Here is a 24,491-nt window from a genome sequence, read left to right as displayed (position 1 = left end):
ATAAACCGCAGCATGTGCTGCGGTTTGCAGGATGTCACCGTGGTCAGATTACCGCGCGCAATATGCTATCGGGTACGACGCCAGCGCCAAATATCGATGAGTAAGAAAAGTAACAAGCTTACCCCCATTACCGGCAAACTGAGGGCAAGCATCATTGCGCTTATCAAAATAACCCCTTTTGTCGCGGTTCTCAGCGGTAAAAAGGCGAGCGTTAGCGTTTGCAGGGGATGAGAAATGGCATGATGGCGGGGGCGGCGAATCCACCACATTCTGTATCCCCACACGATCAGCAGGCACAGGCTGAAACCAAAAGCAGCCAGCAGTAGCTGATTGGGCCAACCGAAGAGAATCCCCATATGCGCATCAATTCCCCAGCGGGTTAACTTGGCGGCTAAGGGATAGTCGGCAAAACGAACACGATCAATGACAGTTAGCGTCACCGGATCGATGGCAACGGCATCCACCTGCGTGGGCCATGAGCGGTCTATCTCGCTAACCGTCCAGGCGCGATGGGGTTTTGTCGCTGGTTTGATTTCAATCTTACCTGCATCGATACCCGCCTGGCGGGCAAGAGTCTGTACTTTGTCAAAGGTATCAACGGAGAGCGGCGACCCAGCCGAGGCCGATGTTGCCTGATGCTCAAGATGAAGATTGCCTGTAGCCGGTGATGGTGCGTTTAGCTGGGTGCTTAATGACGGTGTGAGCCAACCAAGCGTAGCACGCAGAGACGCGATATTTTCGCCTGCCCAGCGAGACCATGTCAGGCCGGTCGCGGAAAAGAAGATCAGGCCAAGAGTTAATGTTAACCCGATGACGGTATGTCGCTGGCGCAGACGCATACGTTGCCTGACGGGGCTGTTGCTGGCCGAGCCTGACTGACGATGTAATCTCGGCGTCATTTTTCGGTTTCGATGCCAAATGAACAGGCCGCCGAGCGCGGAAAGCCATAACCAGGAGGCGGCCAGCTCGCTGTAAGCGCGCCCCATCTCGCCGAGAAGCAAATGGCGGTGTAGATAATCCAGCATAGTACGAAATGGTAAAATACCACTGGTGCCATAGACTGTAGCCGCACCGCGAATGTCAAGGGATACCGGGTCAACAAAGACGGCATAACTCTCGGAGGTATTGAGCGAAGGAAGAGAAAACATGACCCGGGTGGTGTAACCCACTGCGGGTGCTGGCCGTACCGCAGAGAGTGTGGCCTGAGGATAGTGCTGGTTCACCGCTTGCATTGCAGCGGTAATTTGTTGTGATAACGGATGTACGGTGCCGGTGTTATCGGTAAATAACCAGGTCGAGTAATACCGCGATTCTAGTTGCGGCGTCAGTACATAGATGGTGCCGGTTAATGCAGCAATGAAAATAAAAGGCCCAACAAACAAGCCGATATAGAAATGTAAACGCATAAATAATCCCAGCAATGCGCTCTGCTGAGAAACCGAATACCCCTTGCCAGATGCTACAGAAGCGGTTGGCATATCAGATGATATTGGTGAGTGGATGGATGATGTTGCCGATGTAGGTACGGACATAGAATCCCCGCTGAAGGCAGAGTGAGTACGTTAACTATCGAAACCGCGTCGATAGTGGTTTGAGAGATAAAACACGATAGGCAAAAGGGCGAGAGCAAAAGGGCTCCCGGCAACACTCGCGTGTGTCAGTGGTGGCGATGCCTCATCGTGTGTTAATGAAAACCGGTGTCAGAGGGGGCGCTCGGGGTTCGGGGAAAATATGCCAAATATCATCGTAGACGGGGCGGTACACGCAACCCTTGCAACTGTATTGCCTCAATGAAACGGCGACAGGAGACAGTGCGCCGACGATGACTAATATCGGCAGATAAGAGAGCAAGAGGCAATACCCGCATGCGCTGTGATCCATTGCCATATTGCTCGAATGGTCATGCGTTACGGTTTGCGGGACGTGCTCTATTGCTGCAAAGGCGTGAGCAGGGTGCTCTGGCGAGCTTTTATGCGAATGTGCGGCAACACGTGTTTCATCGCTATAGGCCGGTGTTTGAACGTGGTGAGTCGTTCGCAGTGATTGCGAAATTGGCGGCGCGAGAAAAATAGCAACAAGCGCTAAAATTCCAATCCAGGCCGCAAAACGTGATTGTCTTAGTTCAAACAAAGACATAAAGCGTTTTTTACGTGGTCGGGAATAAGTTGGGCGCAGGAATACTACCTTAACTACGGGATAGGGTTAAGGAAATGTTGATATTTAATGGCAGTAGGTAAAAAAATTGCGGCAAGCTCTCCATAAAAAGCCAATAGCACACTGCGGCTGACAGAAGTTTCTTGCCACGCTCATCGGGTGAGAGGAGAATTTAGCGCCATATTACCATGGCCTGTATGGGTTTTTTTATCGCGTGAGGCGTGTGGTAATGGTGACTTTGAAAAAACGTTTGCCACCGGAGTGTGGAGAATGTTGTTTAAACGATGAGCTCTTATGATGACGCATTCTTTTCTCAAGTTGTCGGAAAGCTAACTTATCCTTTAATATGGGTTTTAGTTGATTTAGGCACACATACAGGGGGAGATGTGCTGGTTAATAAATTTAAGGTTAAGCCACGTAGTGTATCGCTTCGTTGGATATCAGCCGCAGTTATGTTGTCGCTGACGTCATTGCACGCTTGGGCTTTTTCTATTGATGATGTTGCGCAAAAAGCGGAAAAGCTTGCCGAAAAAGGCTATGAAGCGCCAAAAAGTAATTTACCTGCTCAATTCCGCGATATGAAATTCGCTGATTATCAGCAGATTCGCTTCAACCAGGACAAATCCTACTGGAATGCAGACCAGACGCCTTTCAAACTGCAATTCTATCATCAAGGTATGTATTTTGACGTTCCGGTCAAAATCAATGAGGTGACGGCGACAGACGTCAATGAAATCAAATATTCGACAGATTATTTTGACTTCGGTACCGTCAATCATGACGAAGCGACTGTAAAAGATTTAGGGTTTGCAGGCTTCAGGGTTCTGTATCCGGTGAATAAAGCGGATAAGAACGATGAAATCCTCAGTATGCTGGGCGCCAGCTATTTCCGTGTCGTCGGAAAAGGGCAGGTATACGGCCTTTCTGCACGAGGTCTGGCGATTGATACGGCCTTGCCATCGGGCGAAGAGTTCCCGCGTTTTCGTGAATTCTGGATAGAACATCCAAAGCCTGAAGACAAGCATCTGGTTATTTATGCGTTGCTTGACTCGCCGCGTTCCGTCGGTGCTTACCGGTTTGTCGTCTATCCCGGTAGTGACAGCATGGTGGATGTGGAAGCTAAAGTTTACCTGCGTGACAAAGTCGGTAAACTTGGCGTAGCGCCGTTAACCAGTATGTTCCTGTTCGGCCCGAGTCAACCGTCACCAACCCTGAATTATCGTTCAGCACTGCATGATTCAAATGGTTTATCTATCCACGCCGGTAACGGCGAGTGGATTTGGCGGCCGTTGAATAATCCGAAACATTTGTCGGTAAGCACATATACCATTGAAAACCCTAAAGGGTTTGGGTTATTACAACGAGGTCGTGATTTCTCTGGCTATGAGGATCTGGATGACCGCTACGATCTGCGCCCCAGTGGTTGGGTTGAAACCAAAGGTGAGTGGGGCAAAGGTCGCGTTGAGCTGGTAGAAATTCCGACGGCGGATGAGACTAACGATAATATCGTTGCATTCTGGACTCCAGATACATTGCCTGAAAAAGGCCAGCCACTGGAGGTTAAATACCGTTTGCACTTCACTAAAGACGAAGAAGCGCTGCATTCACAAGAACTGGCATATGTCATGAAGACGATGCGTTCTACCGGTGATGTGAAGCAATCTAACCTGATTCGTCAGCCAGACGGGACGACAGCTTTTCTGGTCGATTTTGTCGGCGAAAACATGAAGAGTCTGGATCCGAATACGCCGGTTGCGTCACAAGTCAGTATTGGTGACAACGGTGAAATTGTGGAAAACAGTGTTCGCTATAATCCGGTCACTCATGGTTGGCGTCTGACACTGCGTATGAAGGTGAAAGACAACAAGCAACCGACGGAAATGCGAGCGGCATTGGTCAATGGTGAAACCACATTGACTGAAACCTGGAGCTATCAGTTGCCTGCTAATGAATAAGTCAACTCCTTCTTCTCTCGATTATATCGAGAAATTACCTCTGCCTGCTGGTCAGGCAGAGGGCCTAAGCGAGATGCTGTCGCAATCTCCGAACGTCTCTTCTTTACACCAATCACTGTCTGATGACAGCGCCGCTGTATCAATGCGCTCACCGGATGATGTGCCATTAGTTTCGGTTCAGCGTCGTCTGGAACTGGCGTGGAAAGAGGGGCTCAATGGCGGTAAACAGCTCGGTAAAGATCGTGAAGGGCGCACTGCATTACAGGCGATGCCGAAGATTGTTCGTGCGTCGATGTTCCCTGACGCCTGGCAGACTAACCCGATGGCGCGTTGGTGGGATAGTGTCAAAGGCAGAGCGAAACCTCTCCGTCATCAGTATAAGACGGCAGAAGAAAACGAAGCGGAAAATCGCTGGCGTAAAGTGGGAACATTGCGTCGCTATATTCTGTTGGTGTTAACGCTTTTCCAGACGGCTATTGCAACCTGGTATATGAAAACCATACTCCCTTATCAGGGATGGGCGTTAATTGATCCTTTTGCCATGGTACATCAGGATGTATGGCGTACGTTGATGCAGCTACTGCCGTATGTGTTGCAAAGCGGCATACTCATCCTGTTTGCTGTGCTGTTCTGTTGGGTGTCCGCCGGTTTTTGGACGGCACTGATGGGATTTTTGCAATTACTGATTGGCAAAGATAAGTACAGTATCTCATCGACAACCGTGGGTAATGAGCCACTCAATCCCGCTCATCGTACTGCGCTCATCATGCCAATCTGTAATGAGGACGTGGAGCGTGTTTTTGCCGGATTACGTGCAACCTATGAGTCAGTTGCTGCTACGGGGCAATTGAGTCACTTTGATATTTACGTCCTAAGCGACAGTAACGATCCCGATATTTGCGTTGCTGAACAGAAGGCGTGGATGGATCTGTGCCGTGAGGTCGATGGCGCTGGCCGTATTTTCTATCGCCGCCGTCGTCGTCGCGTAAAACGCAAAAGTGGCAACATTGATGATTTTTGTCGCCGTTGGGGTAGCCAATACAGCTATATGGTGGTGTTAGACGCCGATAGCGTAATGAGTGGTGATTGCCTGACCTCGTTGGTGAGGTTAATGGAGGCAAATCCGAATGCCGGTATTATCCAGTCTGCGCCAAGGGCGTCAGGAATGGATACGCTGTATGCGCGTTGCCAGCAGTTTGCCACTCGGGTGTATGGCCCGCTGTTCACCGCCGGTTTGCATTTTTGGCAATTGGGTGAGTCCCATTACTGGGGGCATAATGCAATCATTCGCGTAAAACCGTTTATCGAGCATTGTGCATTGGCGCCATTACCGGGTGAAGGCTCATTTGCTGGTTCGATTCTTTCGCATGACTTTGTTGAAGCCGCATTAATGCGTCGTGCGGGATGGGGTGTATGGATTGCTTATGATCTGCCGGGAAGCTATGAGGAATTACCGCCCAACTTGCTTGATGAGTTGAAGCGCGATCGCCGTTGGTGTCATGGCAACTTGATGAATTTCCGGTTGTTTTTAGTCAAAGGGATGCATCCGGTACATCGTGCGGTATTCCTGACGGGCGTGATGTCCTATCTGTCTGCGCCGCTCTGGTTTATGTTCCTGGCGCTGTCTACCGCATTGCAGGTTGTCCATACCTTGATGGAGCCACAATACTTCTTACAGCCACGTCAGCTTTTCCCGGTGTGGCCGCAGTGGCGTCCAGAATTGGCAATAGCCCTGTTCTCGACGACATTAGTGTTGCTGTTCTTGCCGAAACTGTTGAGCGTCATTCTGGTGTGTGCGAAGGGGGCAAAAGCCTATGGCGGCACGTTAAGGCTGTTTGTCTCGTTGCTGATAGAAATGCTCTTTTCCGTACTGTTGGCTCCGGTGCGTATGCTGTTTCACACCGTCTTTGTTGTGAGTGCATTCCTCGGCTGGTCAGTGCAGTGGAAATCTCCCCAGCGTGACGACGATGCCACGCCCTGGAGTGAGGCGTTTGCTCGCCATGGATCGCAACTGTTGCTTGGGTTAGTGTGGGCAATCGGTATGGCATGGCTTGATCTGCGTTTCTTGTGGTGGCTGGCACCGATTGTCTTCTCGCTGATTCTCTCGCCGTTGGTCTCTGTGCTGTCGAGCCGTGCGAATGTCGGGTTAGCCTGTAAACGCAATCAATTACTGCTTATTCCAGAAGAATCAGATCCACCGCGTGAATTGGTGGCGACGGATGAATATTTCCGCCGCAACCGCGAGCGTAAACTGGAGCACGGTTTTATGCATGCGGTGTTTGATCCTTCCATTAATGCGTTGAGTAGTGCGATGGCTACCGCTCGTCACGGTTTTAGTCAGCCTATCGAAGAGATGCGTGAACAGCGTGTGAGTGAAGCATTAGCGCGCAAGCCTCATGAGGTTGATGGTGCGTTGCGTCTGGCATTGCTCAGTGATCCGGTAACACTGGCTCGCTTACATAATCGTTTGTGGAGTCAGCCGGAGCGCTATCAAAACTGGCATGATGCTTATCAGCCGTTAGCCGAGCCTATCATCAAGAACAGCTGATCAATCAGTTCGCTATATAAAAAAGCAACGGTTTTACCGTTGCTTTTTTTGTCAGCGTTAAACCACTTCCCCGGGAGAGATGATTGTTGTTGGCTTTAAACTGTCCCTTTAGGGGAGAGTGCGCAATAAGGCGAGATAGCCGTTATCGCAACAAACGAAAGAGGGAAACGCATCATCAGTGAGTATATAAGGATGGCTCACCTTCTGGTCTGGTTTTAAAGCGCCGATGGAGCCACATGTATTGCTCTGGGGCGAGTAAAATATTCTCCTCAACCAGCTTGTTCATCCAGGCTGCGGTTATCTCTTCGCTATCAAGCGGGATCTCCAGATGTGCCGGACGAATGATCAATTCATACCCTTTAGCATCAGGCAGGCGGCGCGGTACAAATGGCACGATAGCCGGTTTTGCCGCGCGGGCGAGCATATAACTTCCCACGGTCGTTGCGGTTTTTTCGACACCAAACAGCGGTACGAAAACGCTGCTGCGTGGACCATAGTCATGATCGGGGGCGTACCAAATGATTTCCCCCTGTTTCAGGGCCCGAATCATCCCTTTTAGATCTTTTCGATCGAGCATGGATTTATTCGAACGCATACGGCCCCAGGTTTGCAGCCAGTCGAGTAATTTATTGTCATTCGGGCGATAGACACCAATACCAGCGTTCTGCATGCCAAAAATACGCGCACCCAGCTCAAGGGTGAGAAAATGCAAGCCAATCAAAAGAATACCGCGTTTTTGCTCTCTGAGCGGCAACATGTGTTCAATACCACTGATGCTAAACCAACGCGCAACCCGCCAGTCCGGCCAAAACCAGGCCATGCCCGTTTCCATGATGCCCATACCGACAGACTCAAAATTCTTGATAACCTGTTGTGTACGCTCCTGCTCCGACATATCAGGGAAACAGAGCTGCAAATTACGGTGTGCGATTGCAACACGGCGTTTTAATACTCGCATGGAGAGACGGCCAAGCCCCGTCCCAATACGGTAAATGAGCGGATAAGGCAACAGAACGAGCAGGTAAAGCAAAGCAACGCCAGCCCATGTGGCCCAATAGCGGGGGTGTAAGAGTGAGCGATTAAACGAGGGTATCTGTGTCATGGCCTCAGTATCAAAAAAAGGCACTAATGTGCCGAGAGTTAACGGGATAGCCAGGGTTTTTTAAATCTATAGCCTGAAGAAACGTTATCAGGGATGTTATACAAGCGCTATTTTGCTCGTAAATTCAACGTCGTATTTATAATAGCACTTGCTGTGTCAGGTTTTTAACCTTTGATGACATTTGTGATAACGCACTCCTCGCCTTGATGCGAGGAGCCTGCCTCATGGTTGCTCGAACAGTCCTCGAACATAGTGTGGTTCGCTACGCCAAAATTGTGGTGGGACATTGACATGTGCGTTCAGTTTTACAGCCGCATGCCAAGGCCATCTCGGGTTAAATAAGATAGCGCGAGCAAGGGCTGCGGCATCAGCATCGCCGGTAGCGACAATGGCTTCGGCCTGTTCTGGTTCGGTGATCAGCCCGACAGCGATGGTGGTGAGTCCGGTTTCTTGTCGTATTGCTCTGGCAAACGGCACTTGATAATTCGGCGCAGGTTCAATGTGCTGTAAAGGGGAGAGTCCACCGCTTGATACGTGAATAAAATCGCAGCCTAGCTGTTTTAGCATTTTGCCGAGCGTAATGGATTGTGCGAGATCCCAGCCGCCGTTGACACCATCTGTTGCTGAAATACGCACGCCCACGGCTTTATCAGCGGACACCGCTTGTCGAACAGCAAGGTAGATATCACTGAGCAGCCGCAATCGGTTTGACAGGGAACCGCCATACTCATCGCTGCGCATATTTGTGAGTGGTGAAAGGAACTGGTGCAATAAGTAGCCATGCGCGGCATGAATCTCTATCAGATCAAATCCCAGTCGATCGGCACGTTGGGCTGAGGCGGCAAAAGCATCAATCAGATCGTTGATCTGCGCGTGACTCAGCGCAATAGGTGGCAGATCGTCTGGATGATAAGGCTGTGCTGAGGGGGCGACTGTCTGCCAGCCGCCTTGATCGGGCCGAAGGTGCGATCGACCGGTCCAGGGGGTGCGGGTGGAGGCTTTGCGCCCGGCATGGCCCAGCTGTATTCCGAGCGGAATGGTTGAGTGTTTACGAATCGCCTGAATGACTGGCAATAACGCGCGTTCCGTTTCGTCATCCCACAACCCCAGATCGTGTGGAGAGATCCGTCCTTCCGGCACGACAGCCGTGGCCTCAACAATTAATAGTCCTGCCCCAGAATGTGAAAGCGTGCCGAGGTGCATCATATGCCATTCGGTCGCTTTACCGTTATCAGCCGCATATTGGCACATTGGTGCAATGATTATTCGATTTGGCAGCGTCAGATTTCCCAGTGCTAATGGGCTAAACAGCATACTCATAATAATGGCAACTCCTCTACGTATTTGCTGACAGGCAACACACCTGCGATGTCGAATGTGGTGGCACACTGACAGTCAACCACTGACCCTGTATGATATGCAACATCACTTCAACACTATATTAACGCCGTTTATCCCCATTAAAACAGGACAGTACACCATGCCAGTGTTACATAACCGTGTTTCCAATCAGGAATTGAAAGCGCGTATGCTCGCTGAGGTTGAGCCACGCACAACCGTTTCCTTTTATAAATACGTTCAACTGAGCGATCCCCATGCATTTCGTGATGCGCTGTATATTGCGTTGAACGATCTCAACGTCTTTGGCCGTGTGTATATTGCCAGCGAGGGGATTAATGCGCAGATAAGCGTGCCTGCAAGCAAATTTGCAGCATTCCGCACAGTATTGTATCGATCGCACCCCGCGCTGGATGGTGTGCGTCTGAATATCGCGCTTGAAGATGATGGCAAATCATTTTGGGTTCTGCGTATGAAGGTTCGCTCACGCATTGTGGCTGATGGCATCGATGATGAAACGTTTGATGCCACGAAAGTTGGGCAATACCTAAATGCGCAGCAGGTGAATCAGATGGCGGAAGACCCGCAAACCGTATTTGTGGATATGCGTAATCACTATGAATATGAGGTCGGGCATTTTGAAAACGCCATAGAAATTCCCTCAGACACATTTCGTGAGCAATTGCCTATGGCACTGGAAATGCTGGCGGATAAACGAGAAAAGAATATTGTGATGTATTGCACTGGCGGGATTCGTTGCGAGAAGGCCAGCGCTTACATGTTGCATAATGGCTTTCGCAACATCTATCACGTCGAGGGTGGGATTATTGAATATGTCCGTCAGGCGAGAGAAAAAGGCTTACCGCTGAAATTTATTGGCAAAAATTTTGTTTTTGACGAGCGATTAGGCGAGAGGGTGTCCAACGATGTGATCGCTCACTGTCATCAATGTGGCGATCGTTGTGATACGCATACAAATTGCCGTAATCAGGGCTGCCACTTATTATTTATTCAGTGCCAAAAATGCGCTGAAAAATATGAGGGATGCTGTAGTGTGTCCTGCCAGGAGGAAACCCGACTTCCGCTGGAAGAACAGCGAAAACGCCGTCAAGAGCGTGAGGCAAAGATGAAAATATTCAATAAATCAAAAGGTGTATTAAACACCTCGTTGACGTTAGGTATTCCCCCATCGGAGGAGTAATCTGTTCTAAATTATTCTGGCCCTGGATTTATTTCCCGGGGCCATACTTATTTTATAATCCATGCAGGCCTGATTATTTTTGGCGAATACCTTCTACCGAAATAATCAGTTCAACCGTTTGTGACGCTGGGCCAAGATCGGTGTTAATATTAAAATCTTTCAGTTTTATTTCTCCCTCAGCCTCAAAGCCTGCGCGATAGTTTCCCCATGGATCGTTGCCCTGCCCAATGGCTTTCGCGTCTAAGGTTAATGGCTTGGTTACTCCATTTAATGTTAAACTGCCTGTAATTTTTAGCTCATCCCCCTCTTTTTTAACGTCGTGAGAGACAAAGCTTGCCTGTGGATATTTGGCAGTATTTAAAAACTCCGAACTGCGAATATGCTTATCGCGTTCAGCATGGTTAGTGTCTACACTATTGGTATTAATCGTAACACTCACTTTATCTGCTGAGGTGTTGTTTTCATCAAAGGTGAAGACACCGTCAAAATCCTTGAACGTTCCATATAACCAGCTGAATCCTAAATGCTTTATTCTAAACTGAACAAATGCATGCTGACCTTCCTTGTCTATTTTATATTCCGCAGCCTGAGCTGTAGTCGCAAAAGCCAATAATGAAGTCAGGGTAATGCTCAATAGTGTTTTCTTTAACATTGGTTTTTCCTTTAACCCGTTAATGATTAATTAGTATTTCGACCCAACATCCGTTTTAAGGTACTATCACGATCAATGATATGGTGCTTTAATGCTGCTAACGCGTGAAGAATTGATAATATGACGACACTCCAGGCAAAATATAAGTGCAACGTGCCTGCGATATCGGCCTGATCCTTAATACCACTGATTGTGGCAGGAACGGAAAACCAGCCAAAAACTGAGATAGATTGATTTTCGGCAGTTGAAATTAAGTAACCGCTGATTAGAATGCTAAATAAAATTAAATACAGGAATGTATGTGCGAGTGTTGCGCCTATCCGAGTTATAACAGAATAATGTGGCAGTATTTCCGGGGGCGGAGAAACCCAGCGCCATATGACTCGAAAAAAGAGTATCAGGAAAAGTAAAATGCCGATGCCTTTATGTATATCTGGAGCTTTGTGATACCAAGGGTCATAATAACCTAATGCTACCATCCATAAGCCAAGAGCAAACATGCCATAGACTGTCGCAGCTGTAAGCCAATGTAGTAAAATACTGATATATCCATATTGAGTTGACGTATTACGCCAGGCCATAATCGAGTTCCTTATCGAAGATGAATGCCGAAATAAAAATAAACATCCTGCTTCATAAAATCAACAAAATTTTCATAAATATAAATTATTTCTTATATCGATTTAACTAAAGGAATGTTTTTATGATGGTCATATTCAAGTGCGTGAAATATATTAACGGGAGTGATTTGGCTATATTGAAATGTTATCAAATAATAAACTGACTATTAATAGATGCAGGTATAACACCACCCTTTTCGAGTGGTGTTATACAGGATAGCAAAATGCAGAGTGGTGAAAGATTGAAATATTAATGCTTTAGATAATCAAGAGGATGACATTCTTTAGATTCAATTTTGGCAATACCCGCCTCAAGAATAGAGATGAGCTGTTTTGCCACATCGGTCGTTAACCATAGCGTCCGGTCAACGTGAGCCTCATCTGGAGCTTGATCTGCTGTAGAAAGGTAATGCAAGCGGATCATCATGGCGTCATAACTGTCAACAGTGCTGATATCCCAGCCGACGAGCGGGTGCGTCTGAATAATTTCATTGTTTCTGTCCATAAATCCCCCATATTAACTAGTTACTACCGTGAGTGACTAAACGAGGTTTAAGGCGGCTCTTGTCAATGAGCAATCTCAGTATATCTCCGCCAGATTCATTTATGGAAATGAAATGTAAAAAAACTCAAATGAGAAGAGGCACTGTAGTGGGTAGAACAGGGTAAGCATGCCGCTGCCAGCAGTGCCAGAGTGGCGAAAATTCAGCAGATGGACTATCTAAAATCTGGATGAAATATTTTGATGTCCGGTAATGCAAAAACTGACGCCTCCTGCCAGAGGAAGCGTCAGCTCATCAGGCTATTGACCAGTTAAGGCTCTGCCCGGCAAGGAAGGGGATAATCGTGTCATCATCGGCTGTAATTTCATCCGGGAATTGCTCCGGTTTACGATGTAATACAATGGTTTCCTCGTTAATCGGTAATCCATAAAAGCGCGGGCCATTGAGAGAGCAAAAGGCTTCCAATTTATCCAGCGCGTTCATTTCCTCAAAAACAGTGGCATAGGCGCCTAATGCTGCTTGTGCATTAAATACCCCGGCGCACCCGCAAGACGACTCTTTGCGATGTCGGCTATGCGGAGCTGAATCTGTACCGAGGAAAAACTTCTCGCTGCCGCTGGCTACCGCCTGGCGTAATGCCTGCTGATGAATATTACGTTTAAGAATGGGTAAGCAATAGAGGTGTGGGCGGATACCGCCGACCAGCATGTGATTTCGATTAAACATCAGATGCTGTGGTGTAATGGTCGCCGCAACAAACCGATCGGCCGATTGTACATATTGTGCGGCTTCCTGGGTGGTAATGTGCTCAAAAACCACTTTTAATTCAGGAAAGTGCGCACGCAACGGCAGCATTATGCGCTCGATAAAGCGCGCTTCGCGGTCAAAAATATCCACTTCCGGGTCGGTGACTTCGCCATGCACCAGTAATGGCATTCCCAGTTTTTGCATTGCCTCAAGCACCGGGTAGATAGTTGTGATATCTGACACACCGTGGCTGGAGTTGGTTGTCGCATGTGCCGGGTAAAGCTTGGCTGCGGTAAAAACGCCATGCTGATAACCGGAGACAATCTCATTTTTGTCTAATGACTCCGTTAAATAACAGGTCATCAACGGTTGGAAGCGGTCCCCGGCAGGTACAGCCGATAATATACGCTGACGATAGGCTTCTGCCTGTGCGACGGTGGTGACAGGCGGCGTCAAATTAGGCATGACGATGGCTCTGGCAAATACCCGACTGGTATAAGGGAGTACGGCTTTGAGCATCTGATCATCGCGCAGGTGAAGGTGCCAGTCGTCAGGACGACGAATGTTAAGCGTGGTGGGCAACGGGGTCATGACAAGCTCCGACGGTCGATAAATAACGTCCCTGAATCAGGGCGTGATACGGCGGGGAATAAGCATAAGCGGAAAAAGTGGTGAATGCATCCGTTTGTTGTGAAATGGTTGAAATTAACCAAAGCTTGGCGTTTTATGGTGGGATAGGTTGTTAATTCAAATCAATGGAGAGTAGGGATGGAAATTCGTATCGTTGCCAGTGTGCAGGCTAAACCGGAATATGTTGAAGATGTTGCCGCAGCCGTTCGTCATGTTGTTTCGCCGAGCCGCCAGGAGGAAGGCAATTTACAGTATGAGTTACATGAGGAGTTGAATAAGCCGGGGTCATTCGTCTTTTTTGAGCGCTGGAAAGATCAAGAGGCAATTAAAACTCACGAGCAGACCATGCATTTTCAGGCATTGGTATCCCAACTGGAAGGTAAAATTGAAGGGATGGAGATTAAGTTTCTCAATGCCGTAGCCTAAATAATGAAGCCTGCGCATGCAGGCTTCAGGTCTTACAGTCATCAGCCCGTTGGGGCTGATGTTATTTACAACACAGGGCGTGTTGCAGGAGCGCTGGCGTGGTGTTCCGCAGCGTGTCCGCCGGCAGAACCTTTGCCATCAAACGCAAATGCCGGTCGCTGCCAGTCACTTACACGAGGTGCTTCGGGTACGTAAACCGGTGCGGGTGCCCGAGTCATTGGCGCGCTGGCATAATGCGAACCATGGTGCGGACGCGCATTAACCACCGCCGTTGGCGCTGTCTGGGGAGCCGGTTGTGTGTTGTCGCGATCAGCGTTCTGTTCCACCTGGTGTTCCACCTCAACAGGGGCAGGCGATGTTATCTCCGCTTTTACTGTCTCAGGTTGATCAACAGCAGCCATAGCCGATGTCTCGGGTTCCTCTGACGAACGACTCTCGCTTACCGGTGCTATCGAAACAGCATCAGTGCCAGAGGCTGCTGTGGCAACGGAGGCATCCGCTTGCTGGTTGGCCTGCGCATCTTTGCCGTGCTCCTCTTCAGATAGGGTACTGACCTGCGTGGTCTGCTGAGTCGGCGCTGGCTGTGTGGCCGGTGATGCTTCGGCCTCAGTCATTGACGGCGCGGCTGATTCGCTTTCAGCGATGGCTGTTGCTGCCTGGGTCAGTTCATCTGCATGTGCGGGCGCGACGACGGCTGCTTGCGCGACTACAGACGGTATTCCCTGTTCTGTGACCGGCGTATCCAACGCGTCAGGTGCCGCAGTTGGCGTTATTTCCTGTTGCTGAGGCTGACTTACCGGATAACGAACCCATACTTTACCGGATGCCATTTCAGGCGAAGCCGACGCTTGCGCTAATGGCATCGGCGATTGGGCCGGGTAACGCTCATCACGATAGCGACGACGGCGCTGACCACTCACACGCAGGTGGCGCGGCGAGCGACGCGAACGACGCGGCAAACCGTTTTCACGGCTGTTTTCAGCGTTGTTGGTCTCGCCCTCTGCCTCGGCACTTTCCACTGGTTGTACGGCGGCCTGTGCGACAGGTGGCAGCAGAAGAGCATCAGACTGAGGCTCGGATAACGGTTGTGCAACGGTGTTAACCGCCGTACTTTCCCCGTCTTGCCCCCGGACTTTCTGCGTTAACTGACGACGTTGGCGGCGTGGCATGACCGGTGCGGGTTTTTCCTGCTCGGCGGCTTGAACCTCTTCTGCCTCGGTGTCCGTCAGCGCGGTGTTCAGCTCTTTTACGTCGCTCTGTGCCTGGCGTTTTTCTTCCTGACGGCGACGTTGACGCTCTGCACGCTGATCGCGGCGTTGTTCATCACGCGCGGTGCGATCGTTAAGCTGGGAATCATCCTCGACCAGTGCTGAATCTGCGACGGCATTTTGCGGCTGTGGGCGCTTGTTACGACGTTGCTCATCGCGCTCACGCGGTTCACGCGGTCGATCGTTGCTATTATTGCGTTCACGACGGTTAGGCTGGCGACGGTTATTGCGGCGTTCTTGCTTCTGCTGTTGTTCGCCAGATTCTGCCGTCTCTTCGGTTGCTGCCTGCGGTTTATCGTGTTCGGCGGAACCAAAAAGCCCTTTCAGCATACCAACGACGCGGCCGAACAGACCTTTTTCTTTGGTAACCGCGGTGGTTTCAGGTTGATTGGCCGACGACGGTGTCACCGCTGCGGGTTGATTTTCGCTTGGCGGCGTGTCAGGCATGGCAAACGAAACCAGCGCGGGCTGTTCAGGCGTGCGACGTTCTGCGGTTTGTTCCTCTGTTGACGGCTGGGCTTCCGCTTCCAGCAGTTGAGGTAACATGTAGCTTAATGTCTGCTTCTCTTCGCCTTTTCGCACGCGCACTACGGCATAATGCGGCGTTTGCATACCATCATGCGGTACGATAATCGCTTTAACGCCACCTTGACGTTTTTCAATGGCATTGACGGCTTCTCGCTTCTCGTTGAGCAGATAAGAGGCGATAGGCACAGGCACAATGGCATGAACCTCACGGGTATTTTCCTTCAGCGCTTCTTCTTCAATTAAGCGCAGAATAGACAGCGACAGCGATTCATTATCACGGATAGTGCCAGTACCATTACAACGAGGGCAAACGTGATGGCTGGATTCACCCAGCGAAGGGCTGAGGCGCTGGCGGGACATTTCCAGTAGGCCAAAGCGTGAAATCCGGCCTATTTGGATACGGGCTCTGTCTTGTCGTACCGCATCGCGAAGCCGGTTTTCAACTTCACGCTGGTGGCGAACGGGCGTCATATCGATGAAGTCGATGACAATCAATCCGCCCAAATCGCGCAGACGTAACTGACGCGCAATTTCATCGGCAGCTTCAAGGTTGGTGTTAAATGCCGTTTCTTCAATGTCGCCGCCGCGCGTTGCACGGGCGGAGTTGATGTCAATCGCCGTTAACGCTTCGGTACTATCAATAACAATCGAACCACCGGAAGGCAGACGTACTTCACGCTGGAAAGCGGATTCGATTTGCGATTCAATCTGATAATGACTGAAAAGCGGAATTTCACCGGTATACAGTTTGATTTTACTACTGAAATCCGGGCGACCCAGCGCAGCAATATGCTCTTTGGCCAGTTCGAGAATTTTGGGGTTATCTATCAGGATTTCACCGATATCGGGGCGTAAGTAATCGCGAAATGCACGAACGATGACATTACTTTCCTGATGGATGAGGAAGGGAGCCTGGCGACCTTCAGCCGCTTTTTTGATGGCTTCCCAGTGTTTTAGACGAAAGGCTAAATCCCATTGCAGTGCGTCCGCTGATTTACCTACACCGGCGGTACGTACAATCAGACCCATTCCTTCAGGCAATTCCAGCGAGCCAAGCGCCTCTTTCAATTCGGTACGGTCATCGCCTTCGATACGGCGAGAGATACCGCCAGCACGAGGGTTATTCGGCATCAGCACCAGATAACTACCCGCCAGGCTGATAAAGGTCGTTAATGCCGCGCCTTTGTTGCCGCGCTCTTCTTTATCCACCTGAACGATAACTTCTTGCCCTTCGCGCAGCACATCCTTGATATTCGGACGTCCGTGAGCGTTGTAGTGGCTGGGGAAGTATTCACGTGCAATTTCTTTGAGGGGGAGGAAACCGTGCCGTTCTGCGCCATAATCGACAAAAGCGGCTTCAAGGCTGGGTTCTATGCGGGTGATTTTGCCTTTGTAAATGTTTGCCTTTTTCTGCTCATGGCCAGGGCTTTCAATATCCAAATCATACAGCCGTTGACCATCAACTAAAGCAACACGCAACTCTTCCTGCTGAGTCGCGTTAATCAACATTCTTTTCATCGTACTTAACTCGTTATTTTTACTTGCATTATTGATAAGAGCTGCGGATGAACGCGGTGCATGACCGGAGGGGACCGATGGCCTCGTGTCTTATCGCAGGGGCGTCAACCTCACGGCTGTCGCCTGCATAGAGGCGCATGTTTCGGTAGCCTGCATTTCCTGGTGGAATACAGCGCATTTACTACGGGAATAGCTTCTGAAAATACGTTGCCAGATCTGATTCCATATGCCGGCCAAGCTGCCAACTGCAGCTCGCTAACTGCCTGATTATTCAATACGTCTTACGCCATTGCTGCGTTTATGAGTAATCCGGCAAAGATAATAATTCCGCAATTTCCCTTGTTTTATCGGAAATCAGCACGGAAAGCCAAAGCATTATTCCATTGCTGATACATCAATAGCAAGGTGACTTTGCCTGCCTGAATAAAGATTATTGTGCTGTTTTTAATCAAACTGATACATCTTGATGCTAATGACAGGGCGAATAATCGCAGCACACTATTTCTATAACACAGAATCTCTATAAGACAGAGCGACAGTTAAGCATAGAAAAAGATGTGGCGCTATCGGTGCGTGCTCTTTAAAATTCGCTCCCATGAAAACAGAGAACCCAACCGTACAGTTTCTGACAATTTCCGCCGAGGAATCAGGTCAGCGAATCGACAATTTTTTGCGCACCAAATTGAAAGGTGTGCCGAAAAGCATGATTTATCGCATCTTACGTAAAGGTGAGGTGCGGGTGAATAAAAAGCGCGTCAAACCGGAATACAAATTGCTGGATGGCGACGAGCTACGCATCCCTCCCGTTCGCCAGTCAGAACGTGAAGAAGCGCCGGTTTCCGCAAGCCTTGGCAAAGTGTCTGCGTTGGCCGAGTGCATTTTATTTGAAGATGATTATTTGTTAATCCTCAATAAGCCTTCAGGAACGGCAGTCCACGGTGGAAGCGGCCTGAGCTTTGGCGTCATTGAGGGATTAAGGGCGCTGCGCCCCGATGCGCGTTTTCTCGAGCTCGTGCATCGGCTCGATCGCGACACGTCGGGTGTGTTGCTGGTGGCAAAGCGGCGCTCGGCGTTGCGATCTTTGCATGAGCAATTACGCGGCAAAGGCATGCAGAAAGATTATCTGGCGCTGGTGCGAGGGCAGTGGCAGTCACACTGTAAGACGGTTCAGGCTCCTTTGCTGAAAAATATCTTACAAAGCGGTGAGCGTATTGTGCGTGTTAACAGTGAAGGGAAGCCGTCTGAGACGCTGTTCAAAGTCGAGGAGCGGTTTGACTGCGCAACGCTGGTACGCGCCAGTCCGGTAACAGGACGTACTCACCAGATTCGTGTGCATACACAGTATGCGGGCCACCCTATTGCATTTGATGATCGCTATGGCGACAGAGAGTTTGATGCTCAGTTAGTTGATACCGGGCTCAATCGCTTGTTTCTTCATGCACAGGCGCTGCGTTTTGAACACCCACACACGGGGGAAACGGTGCGGATTGAGGCGCCGCTAGACCCGATGTTGCGAAACTGCCTGCGTCTATTACGTCAGCGCCAGCAATAAGGCGTGACTGCTACACATTCCGGGTACGGGCCCGGAGTGTGTAGCATTTCTCGTATACCGGCACTGATGAGTGCTCAGGGTATCAACGGGTTAACCCCTTCATTGCGTAGTAGCTCCAGCAACGCTATCAGTGGCAAGCCGACCAGCGTGTTGGGGTCTCGCCCAACCAGCTTGTCAAATAGCGTGATACCTAGTCCTTCACTTTTAAAGCTGCCTGCGCAGTCGAACGGTTGGTCTGTATCGACGTAATGGGCAATTTCTGCTGCACTGAGCGTGCGAAAATAGACGTCAAAAGGTTCGACAATGCATTGCAGACGTCCGGTTGCGCTGTTGAGCAGCGCTAATCCGGTATAAAAAGTTACGCAATGGCCGCTGGCCAGGCTTAACTGACGAATCGCGTTTTCTCTGGTGTGGGGCTTTCCGGCGATATGCCCTGCCAGAACACAGACCTGGTCGCTGCCAACGATAAGATGGCTGGGATAGTCAGTGACCAGCGACCGGGCCTTATTCGTTGCCAGCCGTTGCACCAATTCACAGGCATGTTCGCCGTCTATTGGCGTTTCATCGGCATCGGGTCGGGCACAGTGAAAAGGTAATCCGAATTTTTGCAACAGAGACTGGCGGTAAGCGGACGTCGATGCTAGCACGAGTGGAAACATGGTTAGATTGCCTCAGTATCGTTTTCTGCGCAGCCAGCATCTTATCGTCCTTGCGGCTGTTAGACGGCCGCGATTGCTGCCAGCTGACGCAGAATCAGTGTGGTATATTTCAGAAAGGCATTTTAAACTGAGCCGCGCTCAGGAAGCGAATCACGGCAGGTGGCAGTAAATTTTCGGGGAAAGTCCCCCCGCTGACCACCTTTTTCTTTGACTCTCCGTCGTTACGACGTTAATATGCGCGCCCTATGCAAAAGGTAAAATTACCCTTAACCCTTGATGCGGTTCGCACTGCTCAAAAGCGTTTAGATTATGTTGGTGTCTATGCCGCTGAACAGGTGATGCGGGTTGCCGAATCAGTGGTTAGTGTGGACAGCGATGTAAATGCGACGCTATCGTTCAACATTGACAGTCAACGGCTGGCAGTGATTGACGGACACGCTGACGTAACGGTGACGTTATTGTGTCAGCGCTGTAGCAGGCCTTTCGAACATCAGGTACACACCACGTTCTGTTTTAGCCCGGTCGTCAATGATGAGCAGGCTGAAGCCTTGCCGGAAGCATATGAACCTGTCGAAGTGAATGAATTTGGCGAGGTTGATTTGTTGGCGATGATTGAAGATGAGTTAATTCTCTCTTTGCCCATTGCGCCGGTGCATGATTCTGAACACTGTGAAGTGTCCGACGCGGATTTGGTATTCGGTCAATTACCCGCCGAGGCGGAAAAGCCGAATCCATTTGCCGTATTAGCCAGTTTAAAGCGTAAGTAATTAAGGAGTAAGGTCCATGGCCGTACAACAGAATAAACCTAGCCGTTCCAAGCGTGGTATGCGTCGTGCTCACGATGCGCTGACCACTTCTGCAGTATCCGTAGATAAAGTTTCTGGCGAAACCCATCTGCGCCACCACGTCACTGCGGATGGTTACTACCGCGGTCGCAAGGTTATTGCTAAGTAATTCCTGCGATTTAGCAAGGAAAAACTTTGACGCGCCTAACTTTGGCGTTAGATGCAATGGGCGGGGACTTTGGTCCCTGCGTCACAGTGCCTGCATCATTGCAGGCACTGGCTTCTAATCCAGATCTCCATCTGTTGTTGGTGGGTGATCCTTCTGCGCTTACCCCGTTACTTGCCAACGTCGATTCTTCCCTACTTTCCCGTTTGGACATTGTCCCTGCCGAATCGGTGATTGCGGGTGATGCACGTCCATCTCAGGCTATCCGCGCCAGTCGGGGAACATCCATGCGCGTTGCTTTGGAGTTAATCCAGGAAGGGCGGGCGCAGGCGTGCGTAAGTGCAGGAAATACCGGCGCGTTGATGGGGCTGGCGACGTTACTGATCAAACCCGTTGACGGAATTGATCGCCCCGCATTAGTTACATTATTGCCGCATCAACAACACGGAAAAACGGTTGTACTGGATTTAGGCGCTAATGTGGGTTGTAACAGCGCCATGCTGGTGCAATTTGCCGTAATGGGCGCCGTCATGGCGGAGCAAGTGCTGGGATTAACGCGCCCACGCGTGGCATTACTGAATATTGGTGAAGAAGAAAGCAAAGGGCTTGGCAATATTCGAGATGCGGCGGCACAGCTAAAAATGATGCCAGCAATCCATTATATCGGTTATCTGGAAGGCAATGAGTTGCTGACGGGTAAAACGGATGTCATGGTCTGTGACGGTTTCGTCGGAAACGTCACATTAAAGACGATGGAAGGTGTTGTGCGGATGTTTTTGTCCTTGCTGAAACCCTCTTCGGGCAGGGGCGTTGGGCAACAAACACCGTCATGGTGGTGGCGTTTTTTGGGTCGCTGGTTGCAAAAACGTTTAGCAAAACGCTTTGGACACCTGAACCCTGACCACTATAACGGTGCATGTCTGTTAGGATTACGTGGAACTGTCATAAAAAGCCACGGTGCAGCAAATCAAAATGCATTTGCTATGGCGATTGAGCAGGCGGTGCAGGCAGTGCAGCGGCAACTTCCCGAGAAGATTGCGTCGCGACTAAAGGCTGTATTACCCAAGAGTGACTAAGCGTACATGTATACAAAGATTATCGGAACGGGCAGTTATTTACCCGCGCAAATCAGGACGAACGCTGATTTAGAGAAAATGGTGGACACGTCGGACGAGTGGATTGTTACTCGTACCGGTATTCGCGAACGCCGTATCGCCGCGCCTGACGAGAATGTTGCGTCTATGGGATACCGTGCTGCGCAGAATGCACTCGAAATGGCCGGCGTGGATAAAGAAAAGGTGGGGTTGCTGATTGTCGCGACCACATCGTCCAGCCATGCGTTTCCCAGTTCGGCATGCCAAATCCAGCAGATGTTAGGGATCAAGGATACCATAGCCTTTGATCTTGCGGCTGCCTGTGCGGGTTTTACGTATGCGCTTAGTGTTGCTGACCAATATGTAAAAAGTGGTGCGGTAGAATACGCGTTAGTCATTGGTTCCGATACGTTGTCGAGAACGTTAAACCCTGAAGACAGAGGCACGTTAATTCTGTTTGGCGATGCCGCTGGTGCTGTGCTGGTTGGGCGCTCGGAAGAGCCCGGAATCCTGTCTACCCATCTGCATGCTGATGGTCGCTATGGCAATTTATTGGCGTTGCCGTATGCCGATCGCCATACCGATGAACCGCAATCTGCCTACCTGTCAATGGCGGGTAACGAAGTCTTTAAAGTGGCTGTAACGGAACTGGCGCACATTGTTGAAGAAACGTTGAATGCTTCAGGGCTGGATAAGAGTGAACTGGACTGGCTGGTTCCTCATCAGGCTAACTTGCGCATTATCAGCGCCACGGCGAAAAAGCTCGCGATGGGAATGGATAAAGTGGTCGTGACATTAGACCGGCATGGCAATACGTCAGCCGCGTCGGTTCCTTCCGCGCTGGATGAAGCCGTGCGTGATGGTCGGATTCAGCGAGGCCAGCTAATTTTGCTGGAAGCGTTTGGTGGTGGTTTCACCTGGGGCTCCGCTCTGATTCGTTTTTGATTACTCAGGACTGATTGTTATGACGCAATTTGCGATGGTGTTTCCCGGTCAGGGTTCCCAGACAGTGGGGATGCTGGCAGAACTGGCTGAACAGTTTTCGATTATCAAGGAAACTTTTGATGAGGCCTCTTCGGTACTTGGCTATGATTTGTGGCAGCTTGTTCAGCAAGGGCCGGCAGAAGAGCTGAATAAAACCTGGCAAACCCAACCCGCTCTGCTGAGTGCTTCGGTTGCGCTGTGGCGAGTCTGGCAGCAGCAGGGTGGTAAATTACCGGCGTTGATGTCTGGCCATAGTCTCGGTGAATACTCTGCGCTGGTGTGTGCCGGTGTGATGGATTTTAAACAAGCCGTCGGTCTGGTGGAGTTACGTGGCAAACTGATGCAAGAAGCGGTTCCTGAGGGAACGGGCGCAATGTATGCGATTATCGGTCTGGATAACGCCGCTATCGCTCAGGCTTGCGTTGAAGCGGCACAGGGCCAGGTTGTATCACCGGTCAACTTTAACTCACCGGGGCAGGTGGTTATCGCGGGTGACAAAGCCGCAGTAGAACGCGCTGGCGCTGCTTGTAAAGCTGCGGGTGCAAAACGCGCGCTGCCGTTGCCTGTCAGCGTGCCCTCTCATTGTGCGTTGATGGAGCCGGCTGCGCGTAAACTGGCTCTGGCGCTTGAGGATATCACCTTTAATACGCCAGCCATTCCGGTGGTAAATAACGTAGATGTGCGTGTTGAAACCTCTGCGCAAGCTATTCGTAGCGCGCTGGTACGCCAGTTGCATAGCCCGGTTCGCTGGACGGAATGTGTCGAATACATGTCTGCGCAGGGCGTGACCTCGTTACTGGAAGTTGGGCCAGGTAAAGTATTGACCGGACTGACGAAACGAATCGTTGATAGTTTGACGGCCGCAGCGATTAATGATTCTGCTTCCTTATCCGCAGCGCTTGAACAATAAAACGGTGAAAATGATGAGTTTTGAAGGAAAAATTGCCCTGGTCACGGGCGCAAGTCGCGGCATTGGCCGTGCAATCGCTGAAACATTGGCGGCTCGTGGTGCGACCGTGATTGGTACGGCGACCAGCGAGAAAGGCGCTGCGGATATCAGCGAATGGCTGGGGCCGAAGGGTAAAGGATATGCATTAAACGTCACCGATAGCGCGTCTATCGAGAGCGTATTAGCCAGCATCAAAGAAACGTTTGGGGATATTGATATTCTGGTGAACAATGCCGGTATCACTCGTGACGATCTGATGTTGCGTATGAAAGATGACGCCTGGCAGGAAGTGCTGGACACTAACCTGAGTTCCGTTTTCCGTCTGTCGAAAGCGGTATTACGCGCTATGATGAAAAAGCGGTTTGGCCGCATTGTCACCGTTGGCTCCGTTATTGGTTCTCGAGGCAATGCCGGGCAAGCGAATTACGCTGCTGCTAAAGCGGGGTTGGTGGGTTTCAGTAAGTCGCTGGCGCAGGAAGTGGCGTCGCGTGGCATTACGGTGAACGTAGTGGCTCCCGGCTTTATTGAAACCGATATGACGCGGGCGTTGACAGAAGAACAGCGGGCGGGCATTTTGACGAATGTTCCTGCCGGCCGTTTGGGTGATGCCAAAGAGATCGCCAGTGCTGTGGCGTTTTTAGCCTCTGATGAGGCGGGTTACATTACCGGTGAAACATTGCATGTCAATGGTGGCATGTATATGATCTAACAAGTACCACCGTAATTTGCGTTAATTTGCAGCGAAAACTGCAAAAAGCACAAAATCTTGGTTCGACCAGTCTTGATTTTGTTGCATCTTTTTCAACATTTTATACACTACGAAAACCATCGCGAAAGCGAGTTTTGATAGGAAATTTAAGAGTATGAGCACTATCGAAGAACGCGTTAAGAAAATCATCGTTGAACAGCTGGGCGTTAAGCCGGAAGAAGTCGTGAACAATGCCTCTTTCGTTGATGACCTGGGCGCTGATTCTCTTGACACTGTTGAGCTGGTAATGGCATTGGAAGAAGAATTCGATACCGAGATTCCAGACGAAGAAGCTGAAAAAATCACGACTGTTCAGGCAGCCATTGATTTCATTCAGGCTAATCAGCAGTAATCGAACATATCT

22 protein-coding genes are annotated in these 24,491 nt (G+C 50.1%); 12 read left to right on the top strand and 10 right to left on the bottom strand.

Annotated features, from left to right (window positions below; genetic code table 11):
- Positions 1-65: 65 nt before the first annotated feature.
- Together O1Q98_RS04425 and O1Q98_RS19760 are read right to left on the bottom strand one after the other, a co-directional pair.
- Positions 66-1,532 (bottom strand): PepSY-associated TM helix domain-containing protein, encoded by a 1,467-nt coding sequence (locus O1Q98_RS04425; protein ID WP_125259021.1) that lies wholly within the window; start codon positions 1,530-1,532, stop codon positions 66-68.
- Between the two features lie 142 nt (positions 1,533-1,674).
- Positions 1,675-2,136 carry a DUF2946 domain-containing protein gene (locus O1Q98_RS19760; protein WP_125259022.1) on the bottom strand — a complete coding sequence of 154 codons (462 nt, stop codon included), beginning with the start codon at positions 2,134-2,136 and terminating at the stop codon, positions 1,675-1,677.
- Positions 2,137-2,540: 404 nt separating this feature from the next.
- Here O1Q98_RS19760 and O1Q98_RS04420 point away from each other — a divergent pair, with 404 nt between their 5' ends.
- Both O1Q98_RS04420 and mdoH read left to right on the top strand, forming a co-directional pair.
- Positions 2,541-4,109, top strand: a complete 1,569-nt coding sequence (locus tag O1Q98_RS04420; protein WP_164512979.1) for a glucan biosynthesis protein G — start codon at positions 2,541-2,543, stop codon at positions 4,107-4,109.
- The gene (gene mdoH, locus O1Q98_RS04415; RefSeq protein WP_125259023.1) at positions 4,102-6,657 is read left to right on the top strand and encodes a glucans biosynthesis glucosyltransferase MdoH; all 2,556 of its coding nucleotides are present in this window, start codon (positions 4,102-4,104) and stop codon (positions 6,655-6,657) included. Before O1Q98_RS04420 ends, mdoH begins: the two co-directional genes overlap by 8 nt.
- Before the next feature lie 175 nt (positions 6,658-6,832).
- On the opposite strand, the gene O1Q98_RS04410 is transcribed toward mdoH, so the two are convergent.
- Both O1Q98_RS04410 and O1Q98_RS04405 read right to left on the bottom strand, forming a co-directional pair.
- A complete protein-coding gene (locus O1Q98_RS04410) occupies positions 6,833-7,759 on the bottom strand; it encodes a Kdo(2)-lipid IV(A) acyltransferase (RefSeq protein ID WP_125259024.1) in 927 nt (308 codons plus the stop codon).
- A 222-nt stretch (positions 7,760-7,981) separates the two neighbouring features.
- Complete coding sequence (locus tag O1Q98_RS04405) at positions 7,982-9,079, bottom strand: NADH:flavin oxidoreductase/NADH oxidase (RefSeq protein ID WP_125259025.1); 1,098 nt, start codon at positions 9,077-9,079, stop codon at positions 7,982-7,984.
- 160 nt (positions 9,080-9,239) lie between these two features.
- On the opposite strand from O1Q98_RS04405, the gene trhO reads away from it, so the two are divergent.
- On the top strand, positions 9,240-10,298 hold the full coding sequence (trhO, locus tag O1Q98_RS04400; protein ID WP_125259026.1) for an oxygen-dependent tRNA uridine(34) hydroxylase TrhO: 1,059 nt from the start codon (positions 9,240-9,242) through the stop codon (positions 10,296-10,298).
- 73 nt (positions 10,299-10,371) lie between these two features.
- On the opposite strand, the gene O1Q98_RS04395 is transcribed toward trhO, so the two are convergent.
- The 4 genes from O1Q98_RS04395 to pyrC all read right to left on the bottom strand — a co-directional run bounded on the left by O1Q98_RS04395 (position 10,372) and on the right by pyrC (position 13,411).
- Positions 10,372-10,950: a YceI family protein gene (locus O1Q98_RS04395; protein ID WP_125259027.1), complete on the bottom strand. Its 579-nt coding sequence runs from the start codon at positions 10,948-10,950 to the stop codon at positions 10,372-10,374.
- 26 nt (positions 10,951-10,976) lie between these two features.
- A complete protein-coding gene (locus O1Q98_RS04390; RefSeq protein ID WP_125259028.1) occupies positions 10,977-11,531 on the bottom strand; it encodes a cytochrome b in 555 nt (184 codons plus the stop codon).
- A 289-nt stretch (positions 11,532-11,820) separates the two neighbouring features.
- Positions 11,821-12,075: a biofilm formation regulator BssS gene (bssS, locus tag O1Q98_RS04385; protein ID WP_035341087.1), complete on the bottom strand. Its 255-nt coding sequence runs from the start codon at positions 12,073-12,075 to the stop codon at positions 11,821-11,823.
- A gap of 292 nt (positions 12,076-12,367) precedes the next feature.
- Complete coding sequence (gene pyrC / locus O1Q98_RS04380; protein ID WP_125259029.1) at positions 12,368-13,411, bottom strand: dihydroorotase; 1,044 nt, start codon at positions 13,409-13,411, stop codon at positions 12,368-12,370.
- A gap of 177 nt (positions 13,412-13,588) precedes the next feature.
- Here pyrC and O1Q98_RS04375 point away from each other — a divergent pair, with 177 nt between their 5' ends.
- A complete protein-coding gene (locus O1Q98_RS04375; protein ID WP_125259030.1) occupies positions 13,589-13,876 on the top strand; it encodes a putative quinol monooxygenase in 288 nt (95 codons plus the stop codon).
- Positions 13,877-13,941: 65 nt separating this feature from the next.
- Here the strand turns inward: O1Q98_RS04375 and rne are convergent, their stop codons facing one another.
- Positions 13,942-17,190, bottom strand: coding sequence for a ribonuclease E (rne, locus tag O1Q98_RS04370; RefSeq protein WP_125259031.1), 3,249 nt, complete (start codon positions 17,188-17,190; stop codon positions 13,942-13,944).
- 595 nt (positions 17,191-17,785) lie between these two features.
- On the opposite strand from rne, the gene rluC reads away from it, so the two are divergent.
- Entirely contained in the window at positions 17,786-18,742 is a 957-nt protein-coding gene (gene rluC, locus O1Q98_RS04365) for a 23S rRNA pseudouridine(955/2504/2580) synthase RluC (RefSeq protein WP_125259032.1), read from the top strand.
- Between the two features lie 74 nt (positions 18,743-18,816).
- On the opposite strand, the gene O1Q98_RS04360 is transcribed toward rluC, so the two are convergent.
- A complete protein-coding gene (locus O1Q98_RS04360; RefSeq protein WP_125259033.1) occupies positions 18,817-19,401 on the bottom strand; it encodes a Maf family protein in 585 nt (194 codons plus the stop codon).
- Positions 19,402-19,646: 245 nt separating this feature from the next.
- On the opposite strand from O1Q98_RS04360, the gene yceD reads away from it, so the two are divergent.
- The 7 genes from yceD (at position 19,647) to acpP (ending at position 24,479) form a co-directional block, all read left to right on the top strand.
- Entirely contained in the window at positions 19,647-20,168 is a 522-nt protein-coding gene (gene yceD / locus O1Q98_RS04355; RefSeq protein WP_125259034.1) for a 23S rRNA accumulation protein YceD, read from the top strand.
- A gap of 16 nt (positions 20,169-20,184) precedes the next feature.
- A complete protein-coding gene (gene rpmF, locus O1Q98_RS04350; RefSeq protein ID WP_012765199.1) occupies positions 20,185-20,355 on the top strand; it encodes a 50S ribosomal protein L32 in 171 nt (56 codons plus the stop codon).
- A 26-nt stretch (positions 20,356-20,381) separates the two neighbouring features.
- Positions 20,382-21,428: a phosphate acyltransferase PlsX gene (gene plsX, locus O1Q98_RS04345; protein ID WP_125259035.1), complete on the top strand. Its 1,047-nt coding sequence runs from the start codon at positions 20,382-20,384 to the stop codon at positions 21,426-21,428.
- A 6-nt stretch (positions 21,429-21,434) separates the two neighbouring features.
- On the top strand, positions 21,435-22,391 hold the full coding sequence (locus tag O1Q98_RS04340; protein ID WP_125259036.1) for a beta-ketoacyl-ACP synthase III: 957 nt from the start codon (positions 21,435-21,437) through the stop codon (positions 22,389-22,391).
- 19 nt (positions 22,392-22,410) lie between these two features.
- Entirely contained in the window at positions 22,411-23,340 is a 930-nt protein-coding gene (gene fabD / locus O1Q98_RS04335) for an ACP S-malonyltransferase (RefSeq protein WP_125259037.1), read from the top strand.
- 13 nt (positions 23,341-23,353) lie between these two features.
- Positions 23,354-24,088 carry a 3-oxoacyl-ACP reductase FabG gene (gene fabG / locus O1Q98_RS04330; RefSeq protein ID WP_125259038.1) on the top strand — a complete coding sequence of 245 codons (735 nt, stop codon included), beginning with the start codon at positions 23,354-23,356 and terminating at the stop codon, positions 24,086-24,088.
- Positions 24,089-24,242: 154 nt separating this feature from the next.
- The gene (acpP, locus tag O1Q98_RS04325; protein WP_012765204.1) at positions 24,243-24,479 is read left to right on the top strand and encodes an acyl carrier protein; all 237 of its coding nucleotides are present in this window, start codon (positions 24,243-24,245) and stop codon (positions 24,477-24,479) included.
- Positions 24,480-24,491 lie beyond the last annotated feature (12 nt).

Source organism: Dickeya lacustris, from assembly GCF_029635795.1.
Taxonomy (GTDB): Bacteria; Pseudomonadota; Gammaproteobacteria; order Enterobacterales; family Enterobacteriaceae; genus Dickeya; species Dickeya lacustris.
This window is presented reverse-complemented; position numbering and strand designations above follow the sequence as displayed.